We start from the raw sequence: 24,944 nt of genomic DNA on the forward strand, positions 1-24,944 counted from the left end.
TTCCGGGGGCCGGTCGGAGCATGACGGCGGGGTCGTCCTCCGGTTAAGGTCGCAGCGGCGCGACTGCCTCGACGTGTGCGAGGCCGGAAAGCAAGGGGAAACGCAAGGTGGCGGACTCTGCCGAGAAGACGACACGCACGGGCGACCGGCGTGATCCGCGGGTGCTGATCGCCGCGGACAAGTTCAAGGGCTCGCTGACCGCCGTCGAGGTCGCGGAGCGGGTGACGGCCGGGCTGCGCCGGGTGGCGCCGGCCGCCGAGGTCGAGTCGCTGCCGGTGGCCGACGGCGGCGACGGCACCGTCGACGCGGCGGTCGCGGCCGGTTTCGAGCGCCGCGAGGTACGGGTCGCCGGGCCCCTGGGGGACGAGGTCACGGCCGCCTTCGCGCTGCGCGGCGACACCGCGGTCGTCGAGATGGCGGAGGCCAGCGGGCTGCAGCGGCTGCCCGCCGGGACCTTCGCACCGCTCACCGCGTCGACGTACGGCTCCGGGGAACTGCTGCGCGCCGCACTGGACGCCGGAGCGCGCACGATCGTGTTCGGTGTCGGCGGCAGCGCCACGACGGACGGGGGCGCGGGCATGCTGGCCGCGCTGGGGGCACGCTTCCTCGACGCGGACGGCGAGCGGGTGGCGCCCGGTGGCGCTGCGCTCGGCGACGTGGTGACCGCGGACCTGTCAGGTCTGGACGACCGGCTCTCCTCGGCCGACCTCGTCCTCGCCAGCGATGTGGACAACCCGCTGACGGGTCCCAAGGGCGCCCCGGCCGTGTACGGCCCCCAGAAGGGCGCGAGCCCCGACGACGTGGTGGTCCTGGACGCCGCGCTCGCCCACTTCACCACCGTGCTGGAGAAGGCGATCGGTTCGCGGGCCGCCGAGTGCGCGGCCGCGCCCGGCGCCGGAGCGGCGGGCGGCATCGGGTACGGGGCGCTCGTCGTCGGTGCGCGTTTCCGTCCCGGCATCGAGGTCATGCTCGACGTCCTCGGCTTCGCGCCGGCCCTCGACCGGGCGGACCTCGTCATCACCGGTGAGGGCTCGCTCGACGAGCAGACCCTGCACGGCAAGGCCCCGGCGGGCGTCGCGGCCGCCGCGCGTGCGGCGGGCAAGGAGGTCGTCGCGGTCTGCGGGCGGCTCGCGCTGCCCCCGGAGGCGCTCGGGCGGGCCGGTATCCGACGGGCGTATCCGCTCACCGACGTCGAGCCCGACGTCGCGAAGTGCATCGCGGACGCGGGTCCGATCCTGGAGCGCGTCGCGGAGAACCTCGGACGCGACTTCCTCGTCTGAGCGACGGGACCTGCTCGAGCGACGGGACCCTCTCGGCCGGCCGGGGCGACGTCCTCGCCCGACCGGCGGGGCTTCCTCGACTCGGCCGAGCCGACGGTCCTTCGAGGCCGCGTGCGGGGCCCCGCCGTGGAGGCAGCGCGGGGCCCCCGCACCGTACCGCCCGCCACGGTCCCGCCCGCCCCCTCACCCCGTCGTACCGCCCCCCGACAACCGGTACGCGTCCAGGGCAAGCGTCATCTCGATCAGGTCCCGGGGCCGGGCCAGGGACCGCGACGTCAGTTGTTCCAGCCGTCGCAGCCGGTTGAAGACCGTGTTGCGGTGGCAGTACAGCCGCCCCGCGGCCCGCCCGGCGGAGCCCTCGCACAGCAGCCACACGTCGAGGGTCTCCAGCAGCACCGCCCGGTCGGCCGGCTCCAGTTCCAGCAGCGCCCCGAACACGTCCGCCACCAGCCGCCCGGCCAGCTCGGGCTGGGTCACCACGAGCGCGGTCGGTATCCGCTGGTCGAGGCGTACGACCTCCGTCGAGTCCGCCGTGCAGGTGCGCAGCGCCAGCTCGGCCAGCCTCCGCGCGCGCCCCAGTTCACCGAGGCCCGCCACCACCGGACTGATACCGCCCGGCCCCGAGCACCGGCCGTGGAGCAGTCGCACCACCCGGTCCAGATCCCCGTCGGCACCCAGTGCCACCACGCCGACCTCGCAGTCCGCCCGCATCCGCCAGATGAAGCGCAGCCCCCCGCTCTGTACGGGCCGGGGGACCGCCTCCCGTAAGTCCCGGCGCTCCGGGCGCAGGACCACCACGGCGTACGGGGCCTGTTCGGGCAGGTCGAGCCCCGCCGCGGCCCGCGCCGCGAGTCCGGGTGCCTCCTGCCCCTCAAGCAGGGCGTCGAGCAGTGCCTGGAGTTGTTCGTCCGTGCGCCGCCGCAGCTCCCGCTCGGTGGCCCGGTACGCCTCCGACGCGGCGACCGTCTGGGCGTCCACGGCCGACCACACCATCGTCGCCGAACGCATCAGGACCGCCAGCCGCTCCGGTTCCCGGCCCACCGGTCCCTCCAGGAGCGCGTCCCACACGAGATAGCCCGCGGCGCGGTAGGCGTGCACGAGCAGTTCCAGCGGCAGCCCCTGCAGGGCCCGCCGGCGCCCCGCCTGCTCGGCGTGCTCCAGATCGCGGCGCGGCGAGGCCCGTGGCGCGGAGATCGTCTCGATGCCGATGCGCATGGCCGTCTCCGCCTCCCGCCACTGCTGGTCCTGCGGCAGCACCTGCGCGTAGACGGGCGAGTACTCGGCGAGCTGTCGCAGGTGCTGGTCGACGAGCTCGGGCAGTCGTTCCAGCAGAGCCTTGCAGGACTCCGCAAGCAGCTTCCAGTCATGACCGGTCCGCGGTCTGCGCCCTCCCATGGGCGGAGGATGCCATCCCGGCACCGCCCCGCACAGGCCCCTGACACGCAGCGTTGTGCGCGCGCACAACGGGCGGCCACGACCTCTGGGCACCCGCCGCGATTCGCCCGCCCCCCGTGGACGGACGCTCCCCGCCGGTGCTGAGGTGAGCGCCACACCGAGCGAGAACTACCGAGCCAACCGAGCAAGGACAACGGACCGAGCAAGGACAACGGACCGAGCAAGGACAAGGGAGGTGCCATGGGCGGTTCCGCCCTGCTCGTACGGAACCTGTCGGTCGGATACGGACCCGTGCGCGCGCTGCGCCAGGTGTCGCTGGACGTACCGGAAGGTGCCGTGGTCACGGTCCTGGGCAGCAACGGCGCGGGCAAGTCGACGCTGCTGCGTGCCGTGTGCCGGACCCTCTCCTTCCACGGAGGAGCGGTGACCGAGGGATCCGTCAGCCTGGGCGGCCGCCCTCTCGACCGGCTGCCGCCGGACCGGGTGGTCGCCGCGGGAGTGTCCCAAGTACCTGAGGGCAGGCGGGTGTTCGCCCGGATGACGGTCGCCGACAACCTGCGGGCCGGAGCGCTCGGCGCCACCGGTGGCCGGGCGGACCGGGCCCGGGCGCTGCGCCGCGTGCACGACCTGTTCCCCGTGCTGGCCGAGCGCGCCCAGCAGCGCGCCGGGCTGCTGTCGGGCGGCGAGCAGCAGATGCTCGCGGTCGGACGGGCCCTCATGGGCGCCCCGAAGGTGCTCCTCCTCGACGAGCCCTCGCTAGGACTCGCCCCGCTGATGGCGGCCCGGATCGCCGACACCGTACGGGAGATCAACGAGCAGGGCACCTCCGTCCTCCTCGTCGAGCAGAACGCCGCCCTCGCCCTCCGACTCGCCACCCACGCCCATGTCCTGGAGGTCGGCGAGGTGACCCTCTCGGGCCCCGCCGCCGAGCTGGCCGCCTCCGACGAGGTGCGCCGCCGCTATCTGGGCGTGGTGGACGAGGACGCCGCGGCCGACGCGTCACGAGCGCGCGGCGCGCTGCCGGCCCTGCCGCGCTGGAAGGGGTGAGCAACGTCGTGGACAGACCCGAAACCGTGCCGACGGCCCCCGAAACGAACGGACTTGGCGAAGACTCCGCCGTACCACCGCTCCACATAAGGGAGTTGACGGTCCGCTTCGCCGGACTGACCGCGCTGGACGCGGTGGGTCTCACCGTGCGCCCCGGCACCGTGCACGCCCTCATCGGACCCAACGGCGCCGGAAAGTCCACCTGTTTCAACGTCCTGTCCGGTGTCTACCGGCCGACGTCGGGAAGCGTCCGCTTCGGCGAGCACGAACTGACCGGCCTGCCACCGCACCGCATCGCGGCCCTCGGCGTCGCCCGGATCTTCCAGAACCTCGCCCTGCCGCCCCGCGTCACGGTCGAGGACAGCCTGCTGCTCGGCCGGCACCGGCTGACCCGTACCGGATTCCTCGCCGCGGGACTACGGTTGCCCGCCGCCGCCCGCGAGGAACGCCGGCACCGTGAACGCGTCCGTGAGATCGCCGCGTTCGTCGGTCTGGAGCGGCAGCTCGACCGGCCGGCCGGCTCGCTCCCGTACGGGCAGCAGAAGCTCGCCGAACTCGCCCGTGCCCTGTGCATGGAGCCCCGGCTCCTGCTGCTGGACGAACCCGTCGCGGGCATGACCGCCGACGAGCGGCGCCGTACCGCCGAGGTGATCGCGGGCGTCCGCGACAGCCTCGGCATCTCGATCGTGCTGGTGGAACACGACATGGGGGTGGTGATGCGGCTCGCGGACGCGGTGACCGTACTCGACTTCGGACGCCGCATCGCCGACGGCGCCCCCGCCGACGTACAGAACGATCCCGCGGTCGTCCGCGCCTATCTGGGCGAACGCCCCGACGCAGAGGAGACCGACCGATGAGCACGTTCGCCGAGCTCCTCCTCAACGGAGTCTCGCTGGGCTCCGTCTACGCCCTGATCGCCCTCGGCTTCGTCGTGATCTTCCGGGCCACCGAGGTCGTCAACTTCGCCCATGCCTCGCTGCTCCTCGCGGGCGGCTACATCACCGCGTCCCTGCACGACGACATCGGTTTCTGGCCCGCTCTGCTCGTCGGCATCGCAGGCGCCGCTCTGGTCGGTGCCGCCGTGGAGTTCCTGGTGATGCGCCGCTACCGGGGCTCCGACCACAGTGTCCTCGCCATCGTCACCATCGGCGTCGACATCCTGCTCACCACCGAGCTGACCCGCCGTATCGGCACGAACGTACTGAGCCCCGGCGATCCGTGGGGGGACGCCGTGCTCACCGTCGGGCCGGTCTCCCTCGCGCACACCCGGATCGCCGCGTTCGCCGCCGCGGCCCTGCTCATCACGGTCTTCCTGCTGGCCTTCCGCTACACGTCCTGGGGCGTGGCGATGCGCGCGGCCGCCGAGAGCCCCGAGACCGCGGCCCTGATGGGCGTCCGACTGGGCCGGGTGTCGCTCGGGGCCTGGGCGGTCGCCGGGGGACTGGCCGCCGTCGCGGCGCTGTTCCTCACCGTCTTCCCGACGCCCGGCCTGGAGCGCGCCACCTCCCTCGCCGCGCTCAAGGCGTTCCCCGCGGCGATCCTCGGCGGCCTCGACTCGACGACGGGCGCGCTGGTGGGCGGCCTGCTCGTCGGCGTCACCGAGTCCCTGGCCACCGGCTACCAGAGCGATCTCAGCTTCCTCGGGCGCGGTCTCGGCGACCTCGCGCCCTACCTGGTGATGGTCGCGATCCTGCTCATCCGGCCCGCCGGGCTGTTCGGTACGAAGGAGCTCGCCCGTGTCTGAGGTTCTCGCCCGCGAAGAGACGGCCGGTGAGCCGCGGCCCACGCGGCGCCGCGCCCTGCGGCTGCCGCACGGCCGCGTGTACGTCCGGGCCGTATGCGCCGTCCTGCTGCTCGGCCTGCCCTTCTACCTCGAGCGCTTCTGGCTCCAGGCGGGCCTGTTCGCGATGGCCGCGGCGATCGGCGCGATCGGCCTCAACCTGCTGACCGGCGCGACCGGACAGCTCTCCATGGGCCACGCCTTCTTCCTCGCGGTCGGCGCGTACGGCTACTGCGTGTTCGCCGCCGACGGGAGCGACGGGCTGACCGGTCTGGGACTGCCGACCTGGCTCGCCGCCGTGCTCGCCGTCGGCGTCTCCGGCGTCGCGGGAGGCCTCTTCAGCCCCATCGCGGGACGGCTGCGCGGCGCCTACCTCGGCATCGCCACCCTCGCCCTGATCTTCATCGGCCAGCACGTGCTGTTCAACGCGCGCGACCTCACGGGAGGCTTCAACGGCCGTGACGTCCCGCCGCTGAGCCTGTTCGGCCTCACCTTCGACGACCGCGAGACCGTCGTCGCCGACGTTCCCTTCGGCTCCGCCGAGAAGCTCTGGTACGTGGGACTCCTCCTGCTCCTCGGAGGTGCGCTGTTCGCCCGCGGGGTGCTGCGCGGCCGTCCGGGCCGGGCCCTGAACGCGATCCGCGACCACCGGATCGCGGCCGGGGTGATCGGGGTCCCGGTCGCCCGGTTCCGGGCCGGGGTCTTCGTCCTGTCGTCGATGTACGCCGGCCTGGCCGGGGTCCTGCTCGCGCTGATCTTCCAGCGCACGGTGCCCGACTACTTCGGGATCACGCTCTCGCTCGACTACCTGGCCATGATCGTCATCGGCGGCCTCGGCTCGGTCGCCGGGGCGGTGGTCGGGGCGGCCTTCGTCTCCCTGCTGCCCCAGCTGCTGACCCACTACAGCGACGCCCTGCCCCTGGTCTCGGACCCGGGCACCGGCGGCATCGCACCGGGCGAGGCGGCCCGGTACCTGTACGGCGCCGCCGTCGTGGCGGCGGTGCTCTTCCTGCCCGGCGGTCTGGTCAGCGTGGCCGCCCGGCGTCGCGGCAGGCCCAACCCAGGGGAGGAAAGATGACCATGCGCATGGTACGGAGGCCGGGGGCACCCGCGGCGAAGGCGGTCGCGGGCGCGCTCGCGGTGCTGCTCGTGCTGGCCGGGTGCAGTTCCAAGGCCAAGGACGGCAAGGAGGGCGACAAGGAGGCGGCGGGTGGCGTCAAGACCGGCGTGGGTGTCTCCGGGAAGACCATCGAGCTCGGGGTGCTCACCGACATGACGGGGGTCTACGCGACCCTCGGCAAGAGCGTCACGCAGGCCCAGCAGCTGTATGTGAAGCAGACGAACGCCGACGGCGGTGTGTGCGGCCACCAGCTGGCGCTCACCGTCCGCGACCACGGCTACGACCCGCAGAAGGCGGTCGCCGGCTACACCGAGCTGGAGCCGAAGGTGCTCGGCTTCACGCAGTTCATCGGTTCGCCGTTCGTGGCCGCCGTCAAGCAGCGCGTGGACGGCCGGGACAAGGGCCTGGTGCTGCCCCAGGCCTGGTCGGCCAACCTGCTCGGCAGCCCGTACATCCGCGTCATCGGCTCCACGTACGACATCGAGACGATCAACGCCCTCGACTTCCTGATGAAGGAGAAGGGCCTGAAGAAGGGCGACAAGGTCGGCCATGTGTACTTCGAGGGCGACTACGGCGAGAACGCCCTGGCCGGTTCGAAGTACATGGCGAAGCAGTCCGGGCTCACCGTCGTCGAACAGAAGATCAAACCGACCGACAACGACATGACCGCCCAGGTCGCCGCCCTGAAGCAGGCCGGCGTCAAGGCGATCGTGGTCAGCGCGGGCCCGCGCCAGGCCGCCTCGCTCGTCGGTGTCGCGGCGGCGGGCAGGTTCGACGTGCCCGTCATCGGCAACAACTCGGCCTTCGCGCCGCAGCTGCTCGCCACCCAGGCGGGTCCGGCCCTGATGAAGAACTACTACGTCGCCTCGCCCTCGCTGCCCATCGGCGCGGACACCCCGCAGGCCAGGAAACTCGTCGAGGACTACAAGGCCGCCTACCCGAAGGACTCCCTGGACAACGGGGTGGTGGCCGGCTGGACCGCCGCTCTCGCCTTCGGGGAGGCCCTGAAGAAGGCCTGCGCCGGCAAGGACCTCACCCGGGAGGGCGTGGACAAGGCGCTGCTGACGATCAACGCCTTCGACCCGGGCTTCGGGGTCACCCAGGACTTCACCGACCCGAAGGCCCCGTCCTCGAAGGAGAGCGTCATCCTGCAACCGGACAAGAACGCCGTGGGCGGGATGAAGGTCGTCCGGCAGGCCGCCGCCTCGGCCGTGGCCGAGAGCTACACCCCGGGCGGCTGACCGCGGCCGCCTACGCCGAAGGGCCCCGAACCGTCCGGTTCGGGGCCCTTCGGCGTCGTACGGGGCTTTACGGCAGCTGTGCCGCCCGCGCCTCACGCCGGTTGTCGCGGAAGTTGTTCACCCTCCGGGCCGTGGCGAAGAGGGGAATCACCGCACCGAGGACCAGCTGCAGCGCGCACCCGGTCTGGAGGAGGAGCTGCCCGCCCGGAGCGTCGAAGGCCCAGGCCGCCAGCATGCCCATGCTCAGGACGATCCAGGAGAGCATCGCCACCGCGAGACGTCCTCGCGGCTTCGGATACTCGACCCGGCTGACCATGAGCCACGCGGTCCCGATGATCGCCATGAGCGTGGCGACGAAGGGAAGCTCGAGCAGCACGATGGAGACCACCGTCAGCGCGCCGAACGGCGATGGCATGCCCTGGAACGTGCCGTCCTTGACCGTCACGCAGGAGAAGCGCGCCAGCCGCAGCACGACCGCCAGCAGCACCACGATCGCGCCGACCGCGGCCACTCTCTGGTGCGCGTCGTCCGCGACCATGCCGTAGACCAGCACGAAGTAGGCCGGAGCGAGGCCGAAGCTGATCAGGTCCGACAGGTTGTCGAGTTCCGCGCCCATGGGGGAGGAGCGCAGTTTTCTCGCCACCAGGCCGTCGAACAGGTCGAAGACCGCGGCGCAGAGCATCAGGATGACGGCCGTGGCGGCGCTGTGCCGCGCCATGCCCGACTCCTGGCTGCCGGTGAGGTGCGGGATCAGGATGCCGGTGGTGGTGAAGTACACCGCCATGAAGCCGCACGTGGCGTTGCCGAGGGTGAGGGTGTCCGCTATCGAGAGGCGGAGAGAGAGGGGCATCTCCTCCTCGTCGTCCACCTCGTCGGCCTCCGGCACCCAGCCGGCCTGTGTCTCAGGATCAATCACGGTCAATTCGAGTCACCCCAGCCACGGTCTTCTGACCGACTTCCACATCGACCTCGACACCCTCGGGGAGGTAGATGTCGACGCGCGAGCCGAAACGGATCAGGCCGATCCGGTCGCCCTGCTCGACCTTCGTGCCCCGGGGGATATAAGGAACGATACGGCGGGCGACGGCGCCGGCGATCTGGATCATCTCGATGTCGCCGAGCTCGGTGTCGAAGTGCCAGACGACACGCTCGTTGTTCTCGCTCTCCTTGTTGAACGCCGGAACGAACCCACCGGGGATGTGCTCGACCGAGGTCACGGTGCCGGAGAGCGGCGCACGGTTCACATGGACGTTGAGCGGACTCATGAAGATCGCGACGCGGGTACGCCCGTCCTTCCACGGCATGATGCTCTGCACCACACCGTCGGCGGGCGAGATGACACGGCCCTGGGCGATCTCACGCTCGGGGTCGCGGAAGAACCACAGCATGCCCGCCGCGAGCGCGGTGGCGGGTACGGCCACGGCCTTGGCGGCGCCGGAGCGGCGCGAGCGGGCCAGGCTGAGTGCTGCGGTGGCAACGGTCGGGAGAAGCCACGGCGATGCTCCGCGCGCAAGGCGTACGCCGACCAGGCTGTCGCGAGGTGCAGAGGTTTGGCTGTGGGGCATGGATGACCTTCGTAGCGGATGATGCCGCGCTGGAACGGGGGACGGCGGCTTTCCCGGGATCGTACCGGTCGTGGGCCACAACTGGGCAAGCCAGGAAGCCGAGTCGGCGGCCGAAGAGTGTTGACGGGGTGTGATCTTCTTCTCGAAGAAAACACCCCGAACCAGGACATCCAACCCCGGCTAGCCCTGGAGTCGATACTCTTCGAGCAGTCGGCGCCCGATGATCATTTTCTGGATTTCGGCGGTACCTTCACCGATCAACAGCATCGGCGCCTCGCGGTAGAGGCGCTCGATCTCGTACTCCTTGGAGAAGCCGTAGCCGCCGTGGATCCGGAAGGCATCCTCGACGACTTCCTTGCAGTATTCGGACGCGAGGTACTTCGCCATCCCCGCTTCGAGGTCGTTTCGTTCACCGGAGTCCTTTTTGCGTGCCGCGTTCACCATCATCGCATGGGCGGCCTCGACCTTGGTGGCCATCTCGGCCAGCTTGAACTGGATGGCCTGATGCTGCGCGATCGGCTTGCCGAAAGTGTGACGCTGCTGGGCATACGAGACACCGAGCTCGAAGGCACGCTGAGCGACACCGCAGCCACGGGCCGCCACGTTCACGCGGCCGACCTCCACTCCGTCCATCATTTGGTAAAACCCTCGGCCGGTGGCGCCGCCGAGCACCCGATTGGCCGGAACGCGCAATCCGTCCATGATGAGCTCGGTGGTGTCGACACCCTTGTAGCCCATCTTGTCGATCTTCCCGGGGATCGTGAGGCCGGGGCGGACCTCGCCGAAGCCGGGCTCCTTCTCGACCAGGAAGGTCGTCATCGACTTGTGCGGCGCCGTGCCCTCGGGGTGGCCCTCGTCGCTGCGCACGAGCACGGCCACCAGAGTCGACGAGCCGCCGTTCGTCAGCCACATCTTCTGACCGTTCAGGACGTACTCGTCACCGTCCCGGACCGCCTTGGACGAGATCGCCGACACGTCCGAGCCGAGCGCCGGCTCCGACATCGAGAACGCGCCACGCACCTCGCCCAGCGCCATCCGGGGCAGGAAGTGGTCCTTCTGCTCCTGGGTGCCGTGCTGCTTGATCATGTACGCCACGATGAAGTGCGTGTTGATGATGCCGGACACCGACATCCACCCGCGGGCGATCTCCTCGACGCAGAGCGCGTACGTGAGGAGCGACTCCCCCAGACCCCCGTACTCCTCGGGGATCATCAGGCCGAACAGGCCGAGTTCCTTCAGGCCGTCGACGATCTGCTGCGGGTACTCGTCGCGGTGCTCCAGCTCGGTGGCGACCGGGATGATCTCCTTGTCCACGAAGTCGCGGACCGTGGAGAGGATCTCCTGCTGGACGTCGGTCAGACCGGCGGTCTGGGCGAGTCGCGCCATGGCTACTTCTCCGTCTTCTTCTCCGCGGGTGCGGTCGGCTCCGGGCGGCCGGGCTGCTCGCCGCCGCGCTCCTTGATGTACGTCTCGGTGGGGACCATCACCTTGCGGCGGAACACGCAGACAAGCGTGCCGTCCTGCTTGTAGCCCTTGGTCTCGACATGGACGATCCCGCGGTCGCTCTTGCTCCGGGAGGGCGTCTTGTCGAGGACGGTCGTCTCGCCGTAGATGGTGTCGCCGTGGAAGGTCGGCGCCACGTGCTTGAGCGACTCGATCTCCAGATTGGCGATCGCCTTCCCGGACACGTCGGGGACCGACATACCGAGCAGCAGCGAGTAGACGTAGTTGCCCACGACGACGTTCCGGCCGAAGTCCGTCGTCCTCTCCGCATAGTTCGTGTCCAGGTGGAGGGGGTGGTGGTTCATGGTCAGAAGGCAGAAGAGGTGGTCGTCGTACTCGGTGACCGTCTTGCCGGGCCAGTGCTTGTAGACCGCGCCGACCTCGAACTCTTCGTACGTGCGTCCGAACTGCATGGTGCTCAGGCCTCCGGAGCTTCGAACTTGCTGGTGCGCTGCATGCCGGCCGCCCGGCCCTTGCCGGAGATCACCAGTGCCATCTTGCGGCTGGCCTCGTCGATCATCTCGTCACCGAGCATCGCGGAGCCCTTCTTGCCGCCCGCCTCGGACGTGTAGTACTCGTATGCGTCGAGAATCAGCTCGGCGTGGTCGAAGTCCTCCTGCGAGGGCGAGAAGATCTCGTTGGCCGCGGCCACCTGGTCCGGGTGCAGCACCCACTTGCCGTCGAAACCGAGGGCGGCGGCGCGTCCCGCGACCTCGCGGTACCCCTCCTGGTTGCGGATCTGCAGGTAGGGGCCGTCGATCGCCTGGAGGTCGTGCGTCCGCGCGGCCATCAGGATGCGCATCAGGATGTAGTGGTAGGCGTCCGCCGGGTATCCCGGGGGCTGCTCGCCGACGACGAGCGACTTCATGTTGATCGACGCCATGAAGTCGGCCGGGCCGAAGATGATGGTCTCCACGCGCGGCGAGGCGGCGGCGATCTCGTCGACGTTCACCAGGCCCTTCGCGTTCTCGATCTGCGCCTCGATGCCGATCCTGCCGACCTCGAAGCCCATCGTCTTCTCGATCTGGGTCAGCAGCAGGTCGAGGGCCACGACCTGCTGGGCGTCCTGGACCTTCGGCAGCATGATGCAGTCGAGGTTCTGGCCCGCGCCCTCGACGACCGTGACGACATCGCGGTACGTCCAGTGCGTCGTCCAGTCGTTCACCCGTACGACCCGCGTCTTGCCGGTCCAGTCGCCCTCGTTGAGGAACTTCACGATGGTGTGCCGGGCGTCGGGCTTGGCCAGCGGGGCGCAGGCGTCCTCCAGGTCCAGGAAGACCTGGTCCGCCGGGAGCCCCTGGGCCTTCTCCAGGAAGCGGGGGTTGCTTCCAGGAACGGCCAGGCAGGAGCGCCGCGGACGAAGGCGGTCGACCTGGGGAACAGGGCTGGTCATGCGGGGACCTCCAGGGGGTCGAGCTTGTTCGCTTTCCGGATCTCGTCGACGATACGGCCGATGATTCCCGTGATGTCGAAGTCCTTCGGGGTGAAGACCGCGGCCACTCCGGCGGCGCGCAGCTGTTCGGCGTCGGCGTTCGGGATGATCCCGCCGGCGATCACCGGGATGTCGGCCGCGCCTGCCTCGCGCAGCCGTTCGAGCACGTCCGGCACCAGTTGGGCGTGCGAGCCGGACAGGATGGACAGGCCGACGGCGTGCACGTCCTCGGCGATCGAGGCGTCCACGATCTGCTCGGGCGTCAGCCGGATGCCCTGGTAGACCACTTCGAACCCGGCGTCGCGGGCCCGCACGGCGATCTGCTCGGCGCCGTTGGAGTGCCCGTCCAGACCCGGCTTGCCGACCAGGAACCGGAGCTTGCCCACACCGAGGTCGCGGGCGGTCTCCTCGACCCGGTGGCGCACCTGTGCCATCGCGGTGCCCTCCTCGGCGGTGACCGCGACGGGCGCCGAGGAGACGCCGGTCGGGGCGCGGAACTCGCCGAAGACCTCGCGCAGGGCCTCCGACCACTCGCCGGTCGTGACCCCGGCGCGGGCGCACTCCAGGGTGGCCTCCATGAGGTTGTCGGTGCCCTTGGCCGCCTCCTTGAGCCGCTCCAGCGCCTTGCACGGACGCGGGTGGTTGAACGGCGGCTGGTAGCGGGTGTCGCGCCACTGCTGGAGCGCGGCGACGACACGGGCCTCGACCGCCGGGTCGACGGTGTGGATCGCCGCGTCCAGATCGGCGGTGAGCGGGTTGGGCTCCGTCGACTCGTAGATGTTGACGCCGACGATCTTCTCGGTGCCGCCCTCGATCCGGGCCCTGCGCTCGGCGTGCGAGGAGACGAGCTGCGACTTGAGATAGCCGGACTCGACGGCGGCCATCGCCCCGCCCATCTCGTCGATCCGGTCCATCTCGGCGAGCGACTCCTCCACCAGCGAGGCCACCTTGGCCTCGATGACGTGCGAGCCCTCGAAGATGTCCTCGTACTCCAGCAGGTCGCTCTCGTGGGCCAGCACCTGCTGGATGCGCAGCGACCACTGCTGGTCCCAGGGCCGGGGCAGACCCAGCGCCTCGTTCCAGGCGGGAAGCTGCACGGCACGGGCGCGGGCGTCCTTCGAGAGCGTCACGGCCAGCATCTCCAGCACGATCCGCTGGACGTTGTTCTCCGGCTGGGCCTCGGTCAGACCGAGGGAGTTGACCTGGACGCCGTAGCGGAAGCGCCGCTGCTTCGCGTCCTGGATGCCGTACCGCTCGCGCGTGACCTCGTCCCAGATACGCCCGAACGCGCGCATCTTGCACATCTCCTCGATGAACCGGACGCCCGCGTTCACGAAGAAGGAGATCCGGGCGACGACGTCCCCGAACTTCTCCGCGGGCACCTGCCCCGAGTCACGGACGGCGTCCAGCACCGCGATGGCCGTCGACATCGCGTACGCGATCTCCTGGACCGGCGTGGCACCGGCCTCCTGGAGGTGGTACGAGCAGATGTTGATCGGGTTCCACTTGGGGATGTGGGAGACCGTGTAGGCGATCATGTCCGTCGTCAGACGGAGCGAGGGCCCCGGCGGGAAGACGTGCGTCCCCCGCGAGAGGTACTCCTTCACGATGTCGTTCTGTGTCGTCCCCTGGAGCGTGGTGATGTCCACACCCTGCTCCTCGGCGACGACCTGATAGAGCGCCAGCAGCCACATGGCGGTGGCGTTGATGGTCATCGAGGTGTTCATCTGGTCCAGGGGGATGTCCTGGAACAGCCGGCGCATGTCACCGAGGTGCGAGACCGGAACCCCGACCCGGCCGACCTCGCCGCGGGCGAGGACGTGGTCGGGGTCGTAGCCGGTCTGCGTCGGCAGGTCGAACGCGACCGACAGACCGGTCTGGCCCTTGGCGAGATTGCGCCGGTACAACTCGTTGGACGCCTCGGCCGTGGAGTGACCGGCGTACGTGCGCATGAGCCACGGCCGGTCCTTCTGACGCTGACGCTCTGTCATCTGTGGACCTCAGACGTTCCGGAAGCGGTTGATGGCGTCGATGTGCTGCGCGCGCTTCTCCTCGTCGCGCACACCCAGGCCCTCACGGGGAGCCAGGGTGAGCACACCGACCTTGCCCTGATGGAGGTTGCGGTGCACGTCGTACGCGGCCTGTCCGGTCTCCTCCAGGGAGTACACCTTGGAGAGCGTCGGGTGGATCTTGCCCTTGGCGACCAGCCGGTTGGCCTCCCAGGCCTCGCGGTAGTTCGCGAAGTGCGAGCCGACGATCCGCTTCAGCGACATCCACAGGTAGCGGTTGTCGTACTCGTGGTGGTAGCCGGAGGTCGAGGCGCAGGTGACGATGGTGCCGCCCTTGCGGGTGACGTACACGGAGGCGCCGAAGGTCTCGCGGCCCGGGTGCTCGAAGACGATGTCCACGTCCTCGCCGCCGGTCAGCTCGCGGATGCGCTTGCCGAAGCGCTTCCACTCCTTCGGGTCCTGGGTGTGCTCGTCCTTCCAGAACTTGTAGTCCTCGGCGTTGCGGTCGATGATCGCGTCGGCGCCCATCGCCCGGCAGATGTCCGCCTTCTGCTCGCTGCTGACGACACAGATGGGGTTGGCGCCGCCGGCGAGCGCGAACTGGGTGGCGTACGAGCCGAGGCCGCCGCTCGCGCCCCAGATGAGGACGTTGTCGCCCTGCTTCATGCCGGCGCCGTTCTTCGACACCAGCTGGCGGTACGCGGTGGAGTTGACGAGACCGGGAGCCGCGGCCTCCTCCCAGCTCAGGTGGTCGGGCTTGGGCATCAGCTGGTTCGACTTGACGAGGGCGATCTCGGCGAGCCCGCCGAAGTTGGTCTCGAAGCCCCAGATGCGCTGCTCGGGGTCGAGCATCGTGTCGTTGTGCCCGTCGGAGGACTCCAGCTCGACGGAGAGACAGTGCGCGACGACCTCGTCGCCGGGCTTCCAGGCGTTGACGCCGGGGCCGGTGCGCAGGACCACGCCCGCGAGGTCGGAGCCGATGATGTGGTACGGCAGGTCGTGGCGCCGCGTGAGGTCGGAGAGCTTGCCGTAGCGCTCCAGGAAGCCGAAGGTCGACATCGGCTCGAAGATCGAGGTCCACACGGAGTTGTAGTTGACCGAGGAGGCCATGACGGCCACCAGGGCCTCACCCGGGCCGAGCTCCGGCACCGGCACGTCGTCCAGGTGGATCGACTTGCGGGGGTCCTTGTCGCGGGTGCTGAGCCCGGCGAACATCTCCGTCTCGTCCTTGTGCACGGTGATGGCACGGTACGACTCGGGGAGGGGAAGAGCGGCGAAGTCGGCGGACGTGGAGTCCGGCGACTGGATCGCGTCCAGGATTTCCTTCACGGTGTTGCCTCCGGCGATGCGCGTCCGAGGGAAGACGCTGAGGGTTACGTCGGTGCTGCTGCTGAGGTGAGGGGTGTGCCGTCGGTTCGGCGGAGGTGGTGCTGTGGCAGCGCTTTGTCGGCGCGGGAGGGTGCCTGTGACGCAGGCGTCCGGGCGCGCTCACCAGTGGTGGGCGGGGACAGCCGGCGTACGAGGGATCTCTGCACGCCGGCCGCCCGGACAACATCAACGTATGGCACGGCGTGTCACCTGGCAAGGCACGGAGTGCCATGAGTTGCGCTCAGGTGAAATCTTTACGTAACACGTGAGCGATGATCGATCAGAAGGGCCGATGATCGATCAAAAAGCCCTGCTCGGAGGGGGTGCGGCGGGAGGCCGCGCGCGGGGCGGCGAGCCCCGGGAAGTGGCGGGGAGGTGGCCGGAGGGTGGTCCGGCGAAGCCGGAGCGCGACCAGACGGGCACGGGGAGTGCCCTGGAGGGGCTGGGAGTGCCATGGAGGGCCTGGGAGTGCCACGAACGGGCCGGGGGCGTCCGGGGGAGCGTCCCGGGAGGAGGGCGGCGGTGCGGGGCACGCGGCCACGTCCGGTGGGGCGGGGTATGAGGCCACGTCCGGCGGACGAGAGGGGCATGGGGCGCGGGTCCGGTCCGGGCCCTGATCGCCTGTGCCGGCCGCCGCCAACGGCGTCCCGGCTCCCGGTCCAGCCCTCCGTCAATCGGGTGACGGAGTCACGGGTCACGGGTCACGCGTCGATGGCGGAAGCCCGCCGGGCCCCTGTCGGGACCTCTGCCGCAGGTCCTACGGGCGGTCGCGCAGCGCCTGCTCGATCGTCCGCATGACCTGGTCGAGCGGGGCGTCGACCCGGGCCACGGTCACCAGGACGTCCCCCTCCGTGAAGGTGGACGCGGGCGGCGTGCGCGGAGCGGCGTCCCGCCCGGCACCGATCCCCGTCCCGAACGTCCTGCGGACGATGGCGAAGGCGTGGTCGAGCTGGGCCTCCACGTCCCCCTGGCCGCCGGCCCGCAGCCAGCGCCGCAGGACGTGGTTGTGCGCCGTGACCACGGCGGACGCGGCGACCTCCGCGAGCAGCGGATCGTCGTTGGCGTCGTCGTCGTGCGCGTGCTCGTCGAAGTGCCCGAGGAGGTAGCGGGTGAAGAGCCGCTCGTACCGGGCCACCGAGGCGATCTCGGCCTCGCGGAGCGTGGGCACCTCACGGGTCAGCTTGTAGCGCGAGACGGAGATCTCGGGCTGGGCCGCGTACATCTTCATGACTTCCTTGATGCCGCGGCACACCGTGTCGAGCGGATGCTCGTGCGCGGGCGCCGCGTCGAGGACCGCCTCGGCGCGGATCAAGGTGTCGTCGTGGTCGGGAAAGATCGCCTCTTCCTTCGAACGGAAGTGGCGGAAGAAGGTGCGGCGGGCGACCCCGGCCCGGGCCGCGATCTCGTCGACCGTGGTCGCCTCGTACCCCTTGGTCGCGAACAGCTCCATGGCCGAGGCCGCCAGTTCCCGTCGCATCTTGAGCCGTTGCGCGGCGGCGCGACTGCCCGCGGCACTCTCCGGTGCGTCGGGCGTGGCCGGTGTACGTGAGGACTTGGCGGGCTGGGACATGACCCGAACGTACTGCATCTGCGCAGGAGAACGTGCAAGTCCGGGGATCCCCCCACCCTCGACGGGCGGGGGGTTTCCGGTCGGGTCGAGCAGTCCGCCCCAGTCGGCGCTGTCCTCGGACCGGTCGCCGGGACGCTCAGCGGCGGGCATATTCGCGGAAGCCGCGCCCCGTCTTGCGGCCGAGGCAGCCCGCGGCCACCAGATGCTCCAGGAGCGACGCCGGGGCGAGGCCCGGGTCGCGGAACTCCCGGTGCAGCACCTTCTCGATGGCCAGGGAGACGTCCAGGCCCACCACGTCCAGGAGTTCGAAGGGCCCCATCGGGTACCCGCCGCCCAGCTTCATCGCGGCGTCGATGTCGTCGAGCGTCGCGTAGTGCTCCTGGACCATCTTGATCGCGTTGTTCAGGTACGGGAAGAGCAGCGCGTTCACGATGAATCCGGCGCGGTCGCCGCAGTCCACCGGGTGCTTGCGGATCTTTTCGCACAGCTCGCGGACCGTGCCGTGCACGTCGTCCGCGGTCAGGACGGTCCGGACCACCTCGACGAGCTTCATCGCCGGGGCCGGGTTGAAGAAGTGCATGCCGATCACGTCCTGCGGGCGCGAGGTGGCACGGGCGCAGGCCACGACGGGCAGCGAGGAGGTGGTGGTCGCGAGGATCGCGCCGGGCTTGCAGACCTTGTCGAACACCGCGAAGAGCTGCTGCTTGACCTCCAGGTCCTCGGCCACCGCCTCCAGGGCGAGATCGACCTCGGCGAAGGAGTCGTACGAACCCGCCGGCGTGATCAGGTCCAGGGTGCTCGCGGCGGCCTCGGCGGTCATCCGGCCCTTGTCGACCGACCGGGCCAGTGACTTGCCTATCCGGGCCTTGGCGGCCTGTGCCTTCTCCTCGCTGCGGGCGGCCAGGACGACCTCGTACCCGGCCTTCGCGAAGACCTCGGCGATGCCGGACGCCATCGTTCCGGAGCCCGCGACGCCGACCGAGCGCACCGCACGGCCAGGGGTGCCGGGGCCGCCGGAGAGCGGTGTCAGCGCGTCCCGCACGACGCTCCCGCTGCCGGGAGCCTCGTAGGAGTAGAAGCCGCGCCCCGACTTCCGTCCGGTCAGGCCCGCTTCGCTGAGCTGCTTGAGGATGGGCGCGGGGGCGTGCAGCCGGTCGCGGGACTCGACGTACATGGCCTCCAGGACCGTACGGGCCGTGTCGACGCCGATCAGGTCGAGCAGGGCGAGCGGGCCCATGGGCAGGCCGCAGCCGAGCTTCATCGCGGCGTCGATGTCCTCGCGGGAGGCGTACTTCGCCTCGTACATCGCGGCCGCCTGGTTCAGGTAGCCGAACAGCAGTCCGTCGGCGACGAAGCCGGGACGGTCGCCGACCGCGACGGGCTCCTTGCCGAGGTCGAGGGCGAGGTTGGTGACGGCGGCGACCGCCGCGGGCGCGGTCAGCACCGACGAGACGACCTCGACGAGCTTCATCGCGGGCGCCGGATTGAAGAAGTGCAGGCCGAGGACGCGCTCGGGGCGGGCCGAGTCGGCGGCCAGACGCGTCACGGAGAGGGCGTTGGTGCCGGTGGCCAGGATGGTGTCCGGGCGCACGACGCCGTCCAGCGCGCGGAAGACCTGCTGCTTGATGTCGTACGACTCCGGGGTCACCTCGATGACCAGGTCGGCGTCGGCCGCGGCCGTGAGGTCGGTGGAGGTGCGGAAGCGGGCGAGGATGTCGTCGCGCTCCTGCCCCGTGAGCCGCTCGCGCCGCACGGCGCGGGCGGTGGAGGCTTCGAGCGCGGTGACGGCCTGGACGGCCGCGGCCTCGCTGATGTCGATGCCGACGACGTCACGGCCGGCCCGGGCGAGCACCTCGGCGATGCCGGTGCCCATGGTGCCGAGGCCGACGACGGCGACGGTCTTGAGAGGGGACAGAGGGATGTCGGACTGGGGAGCGGCCATCGCGGGACTCCAGGAAGAGGGTGACGACTGAGGAGGGCACACGGGTGCGCCAAGGAGCGCACGGGGTGCGGAGCATTGCGGGTGTTGCCGGGCTGACGAGCGCACACGCCCGGTGCCGTCCGGGCCGGGAAGCGCGCGAGGGCGTACCCGGTGAACGGTGAAGCCGACCGGCTCTGTCCCGGAGCCGTGTCGTACTGCGGTGCCTGAAGCACCGAACCGACTGCTCTCACGGCGGCTGCGTCACCAGGCCGCCCTGAGGAATACGCGAGTGGGTAACTCGCTCGTCTGAGCTTAACCCGCCGGTAACGAGCGCGCCAGCCCCCGAGTTCGTGATGTACGTCCCCACGTCCCGGAGCCGCATCTAGGCTCGGCGGCATGGACGAGGAGTTGCGATCACTCACGGAGCGTTTACGGAACGAGGCGGGGGCCTCGCCGGCGTACGACCGACTCGTGGCGACCGAGGACCTCGACGTCCTGGCTGCGGCGCTGACCGCACCGGGGCAGCCGCTGTGGGCACGGGAGCTGGCGGCCTTCCGGCTCGGGGTCGCCGGGGACGGGCGGGCCTTCGAGGCACTCGTCCTGCTGCTCAACCACCGCGAGCCACGGCGCTGCGCGTCCGCGGCGTACGCCCTCGCGCGGCTCGGTGATCCGCGGACGGCCCGCGCGGCGGCCGCGCTCGCCACCAACGAACTGCGTGTCGCCTACGCGTTGCATCCGGTACGGCTGCTGGTCGAGCTGCGCGCCCCCGAGGCCGTCCCCGCGCTGATCACCACGCTCCGGCGCAGGCTGCGCCCGCACGATCCGTACCGCACCGTCGCCCTGGCCTGTGTGGCGGGGCTGGGCGCGCTGGGCGACGTCCGCGCGCGACCCGTACTGAACGACGCGCTCGCGCATCCGGTCCTCGCGGAGGAAGCGGTGCGGGCGCTGGCGCGACTGCCGCGGTGACGCCTGCCCCGCCGTCTGCCCTCTCGTCCGTCCGGAGCGCGCGACGCGGCCCACGCGCCACGCCCGCGGAGCCGCCTTTCCGGGACGCCCCGCCGGACCGCGCCCCGTCAGACCGCGGACGCCCCGGCCCCGGCACCGGTGCGAGTAGTCACAGGAGAAGGGGGAGGGGTGGCAGGGGTGTCGGTGAGCGCGCGGACGTAGCGGACCTCGGGCACCTCGACGCCGCCCGCCTCGAACGGCTCCTCGGCGCCGTCGGGGCCGAATCCGGCGTGCTCGTAGAATCCGCGCGCCCCCGTGTTCTCCTTGAGCACCCACAGCAGCATCCGCTCGTACCCGGCGGTGGCACAGCGCTCGGCCGCCTCCCGCAGCAGTGCGCGCCCCACCCCGGCGCCGGTCCGGTCGGGGTCGACGTAGATCGCGTACAACTCGACGTCCGTGGCGCGGACTTCGCCGTCACGGTACGGGCCGTGGCAGGCCCAGCCGACCACCTCGCCCGCCCGCTCCGCGACCAGGTTCACCACCGCGCCGCCGCCCTGCCCGAAGCGTCCGCGCCGTCGTGCCGCGTCCTGCTCCGTACTGAGCGAGTCGAGGTACGACTGGGGCATCAGGCCCTTGTACGCGGCCTGCCAGCCGCGGACGCGGATCTCCGACACCCGGTCGCAGTCCGCGAGGGTCATCTCCCTGACCCGGACGCCGCTCATCCGCCCAGCACGGCGTACGCCTCGATCTCCATCAGGAACTCGGGGCCGACCAGGGCGGCGACCTGGACCGCGGAGGCGGCCGGCAGGCGGTCCGCGGACATGTGGACGTCCCGGGCGGCGCGGATGGCCGGCATATGGGCCATGTCCGTGACGAAGAAGGTGAGTTTGACGACGTCGTGGAAGGTCGCGCCCGCGGCGGCCAGGCAGCGGCGCAGGTTCTCGAAGACCTGACGGGCCTGCGCCGCCGGGTCGCCCTCGCCGACGAGCCTGCCGTCCTCGTCCAGGGCGAGCTGTCCCGAGACCGCCACGAGGCGGCCCGTGCCGAGGACGACATGTGAGTACGCGGCGGCGGGGGCGACTCCGTCGGGGGCGGAAATGCGGGTCAGTTCACTCATGCGTCCATGGTGGACCACGGGTGTGACAGCGCCCCCGACGGGCGTCCGGGTGTGCTCAGCCGCGCGGGCCGAGCAGCCCGTGCAGGGTCGAACCCTGCGAGGTGGCGGACATCGACCTCGTGCTCAGCGGCTCCGGGTCGGGCACCTTCTCGCACACCGCGTCGGCCTCGCCGCTCCCGTGCGGCACCTTGCCGTTGGTGAGATAGGCCGCCAGGTACTTGTCCAGGCAGGCGTTCCCGCTCAGCGTGATGCCGTGGTTGCCACCGCCCCGCTCGACCACCAGGCTGGAGCCGAGCAGCTGGTGATGGACCGTCACGCCACCCTGGTACGGGGTGGCCGCGTCGTCGGTCGCCTGGAAGACCAGTGTCGGCGGCAGAGCCGTGTTGGAGATGTCCACCGGCCGCAGCGTGCTCGTCGGCCAGAACGCGCACGGCGCGTTGTACCAGGCGTTGTTCCAGACCATGAAGGGCGCCTTGCCGTAGGCGGCCCAGTTGTCCTTGCGCCACTGGTTCCAGTCGCGCGGCCAGGACACGTCACGGCACTGCACCGCGGTGTAGATGCTGTAGCCGTTCCCGTCCGAGGCGTCCTTGGAGCCGATCTTCTTGTACGCCGCGAGGAGCGGGGTCGTCTCCTTCTTGTTCGCGTACGCCGAGAAGGCCTCGGCGAGACGGGGCCAGTAGCCGTTGTAGTAGCCGCCCGGGATGAAGGTGTCCTCCAGTTCGGAGGCGCCCACCTTCTCTTCGGCGGGCTTCCGGGCGAGCGCCCTGCGCATCGCGTACCACTTGGCCTCGACCCTGGCCGGGTCGGTACCGAGCCGGTAGGTCGCGTCGTGCTTGGCGACCCAGGCCAGGAAGGCCAGATGACGGTCGTTGAAGGCGTAGTCCTGCCCGATGTTGTCCTCGTACCAGACGCCGGTGGGGTCGACGACGGAGTCGAGCACCAGCCGGCGCACGCGCTGCGGGTAGAGCTTGGCGTAGACGGCGCCCAGGTAGGTGCCGTAGGAGTACCCGAAGTAGTTGATCTTCTTGGCGCCGAGCGCGCCACGGATCGAGTCCATGTCGCGGACCGCGCTGATCGTGTCGATGTACGGCAGCAGGCTCGCGTACTTCTCGCCGCACGCCTTCGCGAAGGACCGGGCGCGGTCGAGGTTGGCCCTCTCGATCGCGGGGGTGCCGGGCACGGTGTCCGGGCGGACCGGCGCGAAGTGGCCGGGCCTGCAGTCCAGCGCGGGCCGGCTCGCGCCCACGCCGCGCGGGTCGAAGCCGATGACGTCGTACTGCGCCGCCACCGCCTTGGGCAGCGCGGAGGCGACGAATCCGGCCATCGTGATCCCGCTGCCGCCGGGCCCTCCGGGGTTCACCAGGAGCGGTCCCTGATACGTCTTCGCGGTGTGCCGGATCCGCGAGAGCGCCAGCGTGATGAGCCGGCCGTCCGGTTTCGAGTGGTCCAGCGGCACCTTCACGGACGCGCACTGGAGCGCCGGGTAGGTGCTGGTGCCGCACTTCTTCCAGGTGGGCTTGGCGGTCCGGACGGTGCGCGGTGCGGTCGCGGAGCCGGCGCTCGCGTCGGCGGGGATCGACGTGATCATCCCGGCCACCACGGCGGCAGCCCCGCACAGAGCAGCTGCGCGTTTCTTCACAACGCCTCCCAGGACGGAGGATTTTGAGCCGTGCACGCCACGGCCTTCGCCGCATCGTCCCGGGGTGGGGGCCCGGAAGAACCCGTTCTGACAAGACTTGACCCGATTGGGTCGCCGGATGCGCTCGGATGACGTCAGAGAGGTTTCGGGCAGCGCGGTCCCGAAAAGCGGGAGTTCGAACACTCGTCAGAGCAGGGTGAGCTGTGTCGGCTCGGGCGCGGCCGGTTCGGCCGCGACGGTCCCGGGGGCGGCGATCCTGCGCGGCGCGCCCCCGTGGGCGGGACCGATGCCGTACTCCTGGGCGAGCTCGTGGACCTGACGGGTGATCCGGCGCTGGTACCACTTGGGGGCGTACGCCCCCTCCGCGTACAGCCGCTCGTAACGGCGGACGAGATACGGGTGGTGGTGTTCCAGCCAGGCCATGAACCACTCCCGGGCGCCGGGCCGCAGATGCAGCACCAGCGGGGTCACGGAGGTGGCCCCCGAGGCCGCGATCGCCCGCACGGTGGCGCGCAGTTGGGCCGGGTGGTCGCCCAGGAAGGGGATCACGGGGGCCATCAGGACCCCGCAGCCGATGCCGTGGTCCGTCAGGGTGCGGACGACGTCCAGGCGGCGTTCGGGCGCCGGGGTGCCCGGTTCCACGGTCCGCCACAGCTCGGTGTCGGTGAAGCCCACGGAGACGGAGATGCCGACGTCGGTGACCTCGGAGGCCTGCTTCAGGAGGTCGAGGTCGCGCAGGATCAGCGTGCCCTTCGTCAGGATCGAGAAGGGGTTCGCGTGGTCGCGCAGGGCGGCGATGATTCCCGGCATCAGCCGGTAGCGGCCCTCGGCCCGCTGGTAGCAGTCGACGTTGGTGCCCATCGCGATGTGCTCGCCGTGCCAGCGGTGGGAGCCCAGGTGGCGGCGGAGCAGGTCCGGCGCGTTGACCTTGACCACGATCTGGGAGTCGAAGTCGAGACCCGTGTCGAGGTCCAGATAGCTGTGCGTCCTGCGGGCGAAGCAGTACACGCACGCGTGCGTGCAGCCCCGATAGGGGTTGACCGTCCATTCGAAGGGCATGCGGGAGGCCCCCGGCACCCGGTTCACGATCGAGCGGGCCCGGATCTCGTGGAACGTGATGCCGCGGAACTCCGGGGTGTCGAAGGTGCGGGTGGTCACGGCGTCCGCGCCGAACAGCACGGCGTCCCGGGCGCGGTCCCCGGCGGGGTCCGCTGTGAGGTTCTCCCAGCGCATGAGGCCTCCTCGGTAGCACTGACCACAGAATAGAACACATGTTCCCTTGATCGTGCGACCCGGTATCTCGAGCTTCGTGGCGGACCCCCTCCGACCCCTCGTGGCGGACCCCCTCCGACCCCTCGGGGCGGCCCCTTCCCGGCCCTCGCCGCGGGACCCTCGCGCGCCCCCGCCGCGGGCCCCTCCCGCGCCCTGCGGGGACCCCGATTTGAGGGGGTGGCCCGCGTGGTGGTTGGCTTGCCGCACACCCCGAGTCACCAAGTGCTGGAGGAAGTGCCATGGCGCAGGTCGAGGCCACGACGGAGCGGGTCATCGCGGCGGACGCGGAGGCGGTGTTCGACGCCCTGGCCGACTACACCGGCACCCGCGCGAAGCTGCTGCCCGAGCACTTCAGCGAGTACGAGGTGCGCGAGGGCGGCGACGGCGAGGGCACCCTCGTCCACTGGAAGCTCCAGGCCACCAGCAAGCGCGTCCGCGACTGCCTGCTCGAGGTCACCGAGCCCACCGACGGCGAGCTCGTCGAGAAGGACCGCAACTCCTCCATGGTCACCACCTGGCGGGTCACCCCGGCCGGCGAGGGTAAGTCGCGGGTCGTCGTCAGCACCGTCTGGAACGGCGCGGGCGGCATCGGAGGCTTCTTCGAGAAGACCTTCGCGCCCAAGGGCCTCGGCCGGATCTACGACCTGGTGCTCGAGAAGCTCGCCACCGAGACGGAGAAGTAGCCCCGAGGGGGGCCTCCGCCGGTCCGCGGGCCCAAGAGGCGGCCCTCCAGGGTGCGT

Annotated in this window: 22 protein-coding genes; 8 read left to right on the forward strand and 14 right to left on the reverse strand. The window is 70.8% G+C overall.

From position 1 onward, the window contains the following. Positions 1–161 precede the first annotated feature (161 nt). A complete protein-coding gene (locus tag OHB41_RS36565; protein WP_266706404.1) occupies positions 162–1,280 on the forward strand; it encodes a glycerate kinase in 1,119 nt (372 codons plus the stop codon). 183 nt (positions 1,281–1,463) lie between these two features. On the opposite strand, the gene OHB41_RS36570 is transcribed toward OHB41_RS36565, so the two are convergent. After that, a complete protein-coding gene (locus tag OHB41_RS36570) occupies positions 1,464–2,675 on the reverse strand; it encodes a PucR family transcriptional regulator (protein WP_266703287.1) in 1,212 nt (403 codons plus the stop codon). A 240-nt stretch (positions 2,676–2,915) separates the two neighbouring features. Between OHB41_RS36570 and OHB41_RS36575 the strand changes: the two genes are divergently transcribed. The 5 genes from OHB41_RS36575 (at position 2,916) to OHB41_RS36595 (ending at position 7,863) form a co-directional block, all read left to right on the forward strand. After that, positions 2,916–3,722 carry an ABC transporter ATP-binding protein gene (locus OHB41_RS36575; protein ID WP_266703289.1) on the forward strand — a complete coding sequence of 269 codons (807 nt, stop codon included), beginning with the start codon at positions 2,916–2,918 and terminating at the stop codon, positions 3,720–3,722. Positions 3,723–3,808: 86 nt separating this feature from the next. Beyond that, the gene (locus tag OHB41_RS36580; protein WP_266706406.1) at positions 3,809–4,579 is read left to right on the forward strand and encodes an ABC transporter ATP-binding protein; all 771 of its coding nucleotides are present in this window, start codon (positions 3,809–3,811) and stop codon (positions 4,577–4,579) included. Beyond that, positions 4,576–5,466, forward strand: coding sequence for a branched-chain amino acid ABC transporter permease (locus OHB41_RS36585; RefSeq protein WP_266703291.1), 891 nt, complete (start codon positions 4,576–4,578; stop codon positions 5,464–5,466). The genes OHB41_RS36580 and OHB41_RS36585 overlap by 4 nt, the downstream gene beginning before the upstream one ends. Positions 5,467–5,521: 55 nt before the next feature. Next, positions 5,522–6,580: a branched-chain amino acid ABC transporter permease gene (locus tag OHB41_RS36590; RefSeq protein ID WP_266706408.1), complete on the forward strand. Its 1,059-nt coding sequence runs from the start codon at positions 5,522–5,524 to the stop codon at positions 6,578–6,580. After that, a complete protein-coding gene (locus tag OHB41_RS36595; RefSeq protein ID WP_266703293.1) occupies positions 6,577–7,863 on the forward strand; it encodes an ABC transporter substrate-binding protein in 1,287 nt (428 codons plus the stop codon). Before OHB41_RS36590 ends, OHB41_RS36595 begins: the two co-directional genes overlap by 4 nt. Before the next feature lie 67 nt (positions 7,864–7,930). On the opposite strand, the gene pssA is transcribed toward OHB41_RS36595, so the two are convergent. From pssA to OHB41_RS36640, 9 genes are all read right to left on the reverse strand, one after another. Then, complete coding sequence (gene pssA, locus OHB41_RS36600) at positions 7,931–8,749, reverse strand: CDP-diacylglycerol--serine O-phosphatidyltransferase (protein ID WP_168534203.1); 819 nt, start codon at positions 8,747–8,749, stop codon at positions 7,931–7,933. A gap of 22 nt (positions 8,750–8,771) precedes the next feature. Beyond that, positions 8,772–9,428 (reverse strand): phosphatidylserine decarboxylase, encoded by a 657-nt coding sequence (locus OHB41_RS36605; RefSeq protein WP_153292814.1) that lies wholly within the window; start codon positions 9,426–9,428, stop codon positions 8,772–8,774. A gap of 180 nt (positions 9,429–9,608) precedes the next feature. Then, positions 9,609–10,814 carry an acyl-CoA dehydrogenase family protein gene (locus OHB41_RS36610; protein WP_266703295.1) on the reverse strand — a complete coding sequence of 402 codons (1,206 nt, stop codon included), beginning with the start codon at positions 10,812–10,814 and terminating at the stop codon, positions 9,609–9,611. A gap of 2 nt (positions 10,815–10,816) precedes the next feature. After that, positions 10,817–11,344: a MaoC family dehydratase gene (locus OHB41_RS36615; protein ID WP_266703297.1), complete on the reverse strand. Its 528-nt coding sequence runs from the start codon at positions 11,342–11,344 to the stop codon at positions 10,817–10,819. A gap of 5 nt (positions 11,345–11,349) precedes the next feature. After that, positions 11,350–12,324, reverse strand: coding sequence for an HpcH/HpaI aldolase/citrate lyase family protein (locus tag OHB41_RS36620; RefSeq protein ID WP_266703299.1), 975 nt, complete (start codon positions 12,322–12,324; stop codon positions 11,350–11,352). Next, entirely contained in the window at positions 12,321–14,354 is a 2,034-nt protein-coding gene (locus OHB41_RS36625) for an ethylmalonyl-CoA mutase (protein ID WP_266703301.1), read from the reverse strand. Before OHB41_RS36625 ends, OHB41_RS36620 begins: the two co-directional genes overlap by 4 nt. 9 nt (positions 14,355–14,363) lie before the next feature. Further along, the gene (ccrA, locus tag OHB41_RS36630; RefSeq protein ID WP_266703303.1) at positions 14,364–15,701 is read right to left on the reverse strand and encodes a crotonyl-CoA carboxylase/reductase; all 1,338 of its coding nucleotides are present in this window, start codon (positions 15,699–15,701) and stop codon (positions 14,364–14,366) included. Between the two features lie 796 nt (positions 15,702–16,497). Then, a complete protein-coding gene (locus OHB41_RS36635) occupies positions 16,498–17,310 on the reverse strand; it encodes a TetR family transcriptional regulator (protein ID WP_266703305.1) in 813 nt (270 codons plus the stop codon). 136 nt (positions 17,311–17,446) lie between these two features. Beyond that, positions 17,447–19,252, reverse strand: coding sequence for a 3-hydroxyacyl-CoA dehydrogenase family protein (locus OHB41_RS36640; RefSeq protein WP_266703307.1), 1,806 nt, complete (start codon positions 19,250–19,252; stop codon positions 17,447–17,449). A 375-nt stretch (positions 19,253–19,627) separates the two neighbouring features. Between OHB41_RS36640 and OHB41_RS36645 the strand changes: the two genes are divergently transcribed. Further along, a complete protein-coding gene (locus OHB41_RS36645) occupies positions 19,628–20,197 on the forward strand; it encodes an adenylosuccinate lyase (RefSeq protein WP_266703309.1) in 570 nt (189 codons plus the stop codon). A gap of 107 nt (positions 20,198–20,304) precedes the next feature. Here OHB41_RS36645 and OHB41_RS36650 read toward each other — a convergent pair whose 3' ends face one another. The 4 genes from OHB41_RS36650 to OHB41_RS36665 all read right to left on the reverse strand — a co-directional run bounded on the left by OHB41_RS36650 (position 20,305) and on the right by OHB41_RS36665 (position 24,165). After that, complete coding sequence (locus OHB41_RS36650) at positions 20,305–20,898, reverse strand: GNAT family N-acetyltransferase (RefSeq protein WP_266703311.1); 594 nt, start codon at positions 20,896–20,898, stop codon at positions 20,305–20,307. Next, a complete protein-coding gene (locus tag OHB41_RS36655; RefSeq protein WP_266703313.1) occupies positions 20,895–21,293 on the reverse strand; it encodes a RidA family protein in 399 nt (132 codons plus the stop codon). The genes OHB41_RS36650 and OHB41_RS36655 overlap by 4 nt, the downstream gene beginning before the upstream one ends. Before the next feature lie 55 nt (positions 21,294–21,348). Continuing rightward, the gene (locus tag OHB41_RS36660) at positions 21,349–22,932 is read right to left on the reverse strand and encodes an alpha/beta hydrolase (RefSeq protein WP_266703315.1); all 1,584 of its coding nucleotides are present in this window, start codon (positions 22,930–22,932) and stop codon (positions 21,349–21,351) included. A 186-nt stretch (positions 22,933–23,118) separates the two neighbouring features. Continuing rightward, positions 23,119–24,165, reverse strand: a complete 1,047-nt coding sequence (locus OHB41_RS36665; protein ID WP_266703317.1) for an Rv2578c family radical SAM protein — start codon at positions 24,163–24,165, stop codon at positions 23,119–23,121. Between the two features lie 278 nt (positions 24,166–24,443). On the opposite strand from OHB41_RS36665, the gene OHB41_RS36670 reads away from it, so the two are divergent. Next, on the forward strand, positions 24,444–24,887 hold the full coding sequence (locus OHB41_RS36670) for an SRPBCC family protein (RefSeq protein ID WP_168530923.1): 444 nt from the start codon (positions 24,444–24,446) through the stop codon (positions 24,885–24,887). The last annotated feature ends 57 nt before the right edge of the window (positions 24,888–24,944 follow it).

The organism is Streptomyces sp. NBC_01571 (genome assembly GCF_026339875.1).
Taxonomy (GTDB): Bacteria; Actinomycetota; Actinomycetes; order Streptomycetales; family Streptomycetaceae; genus Streptomyces.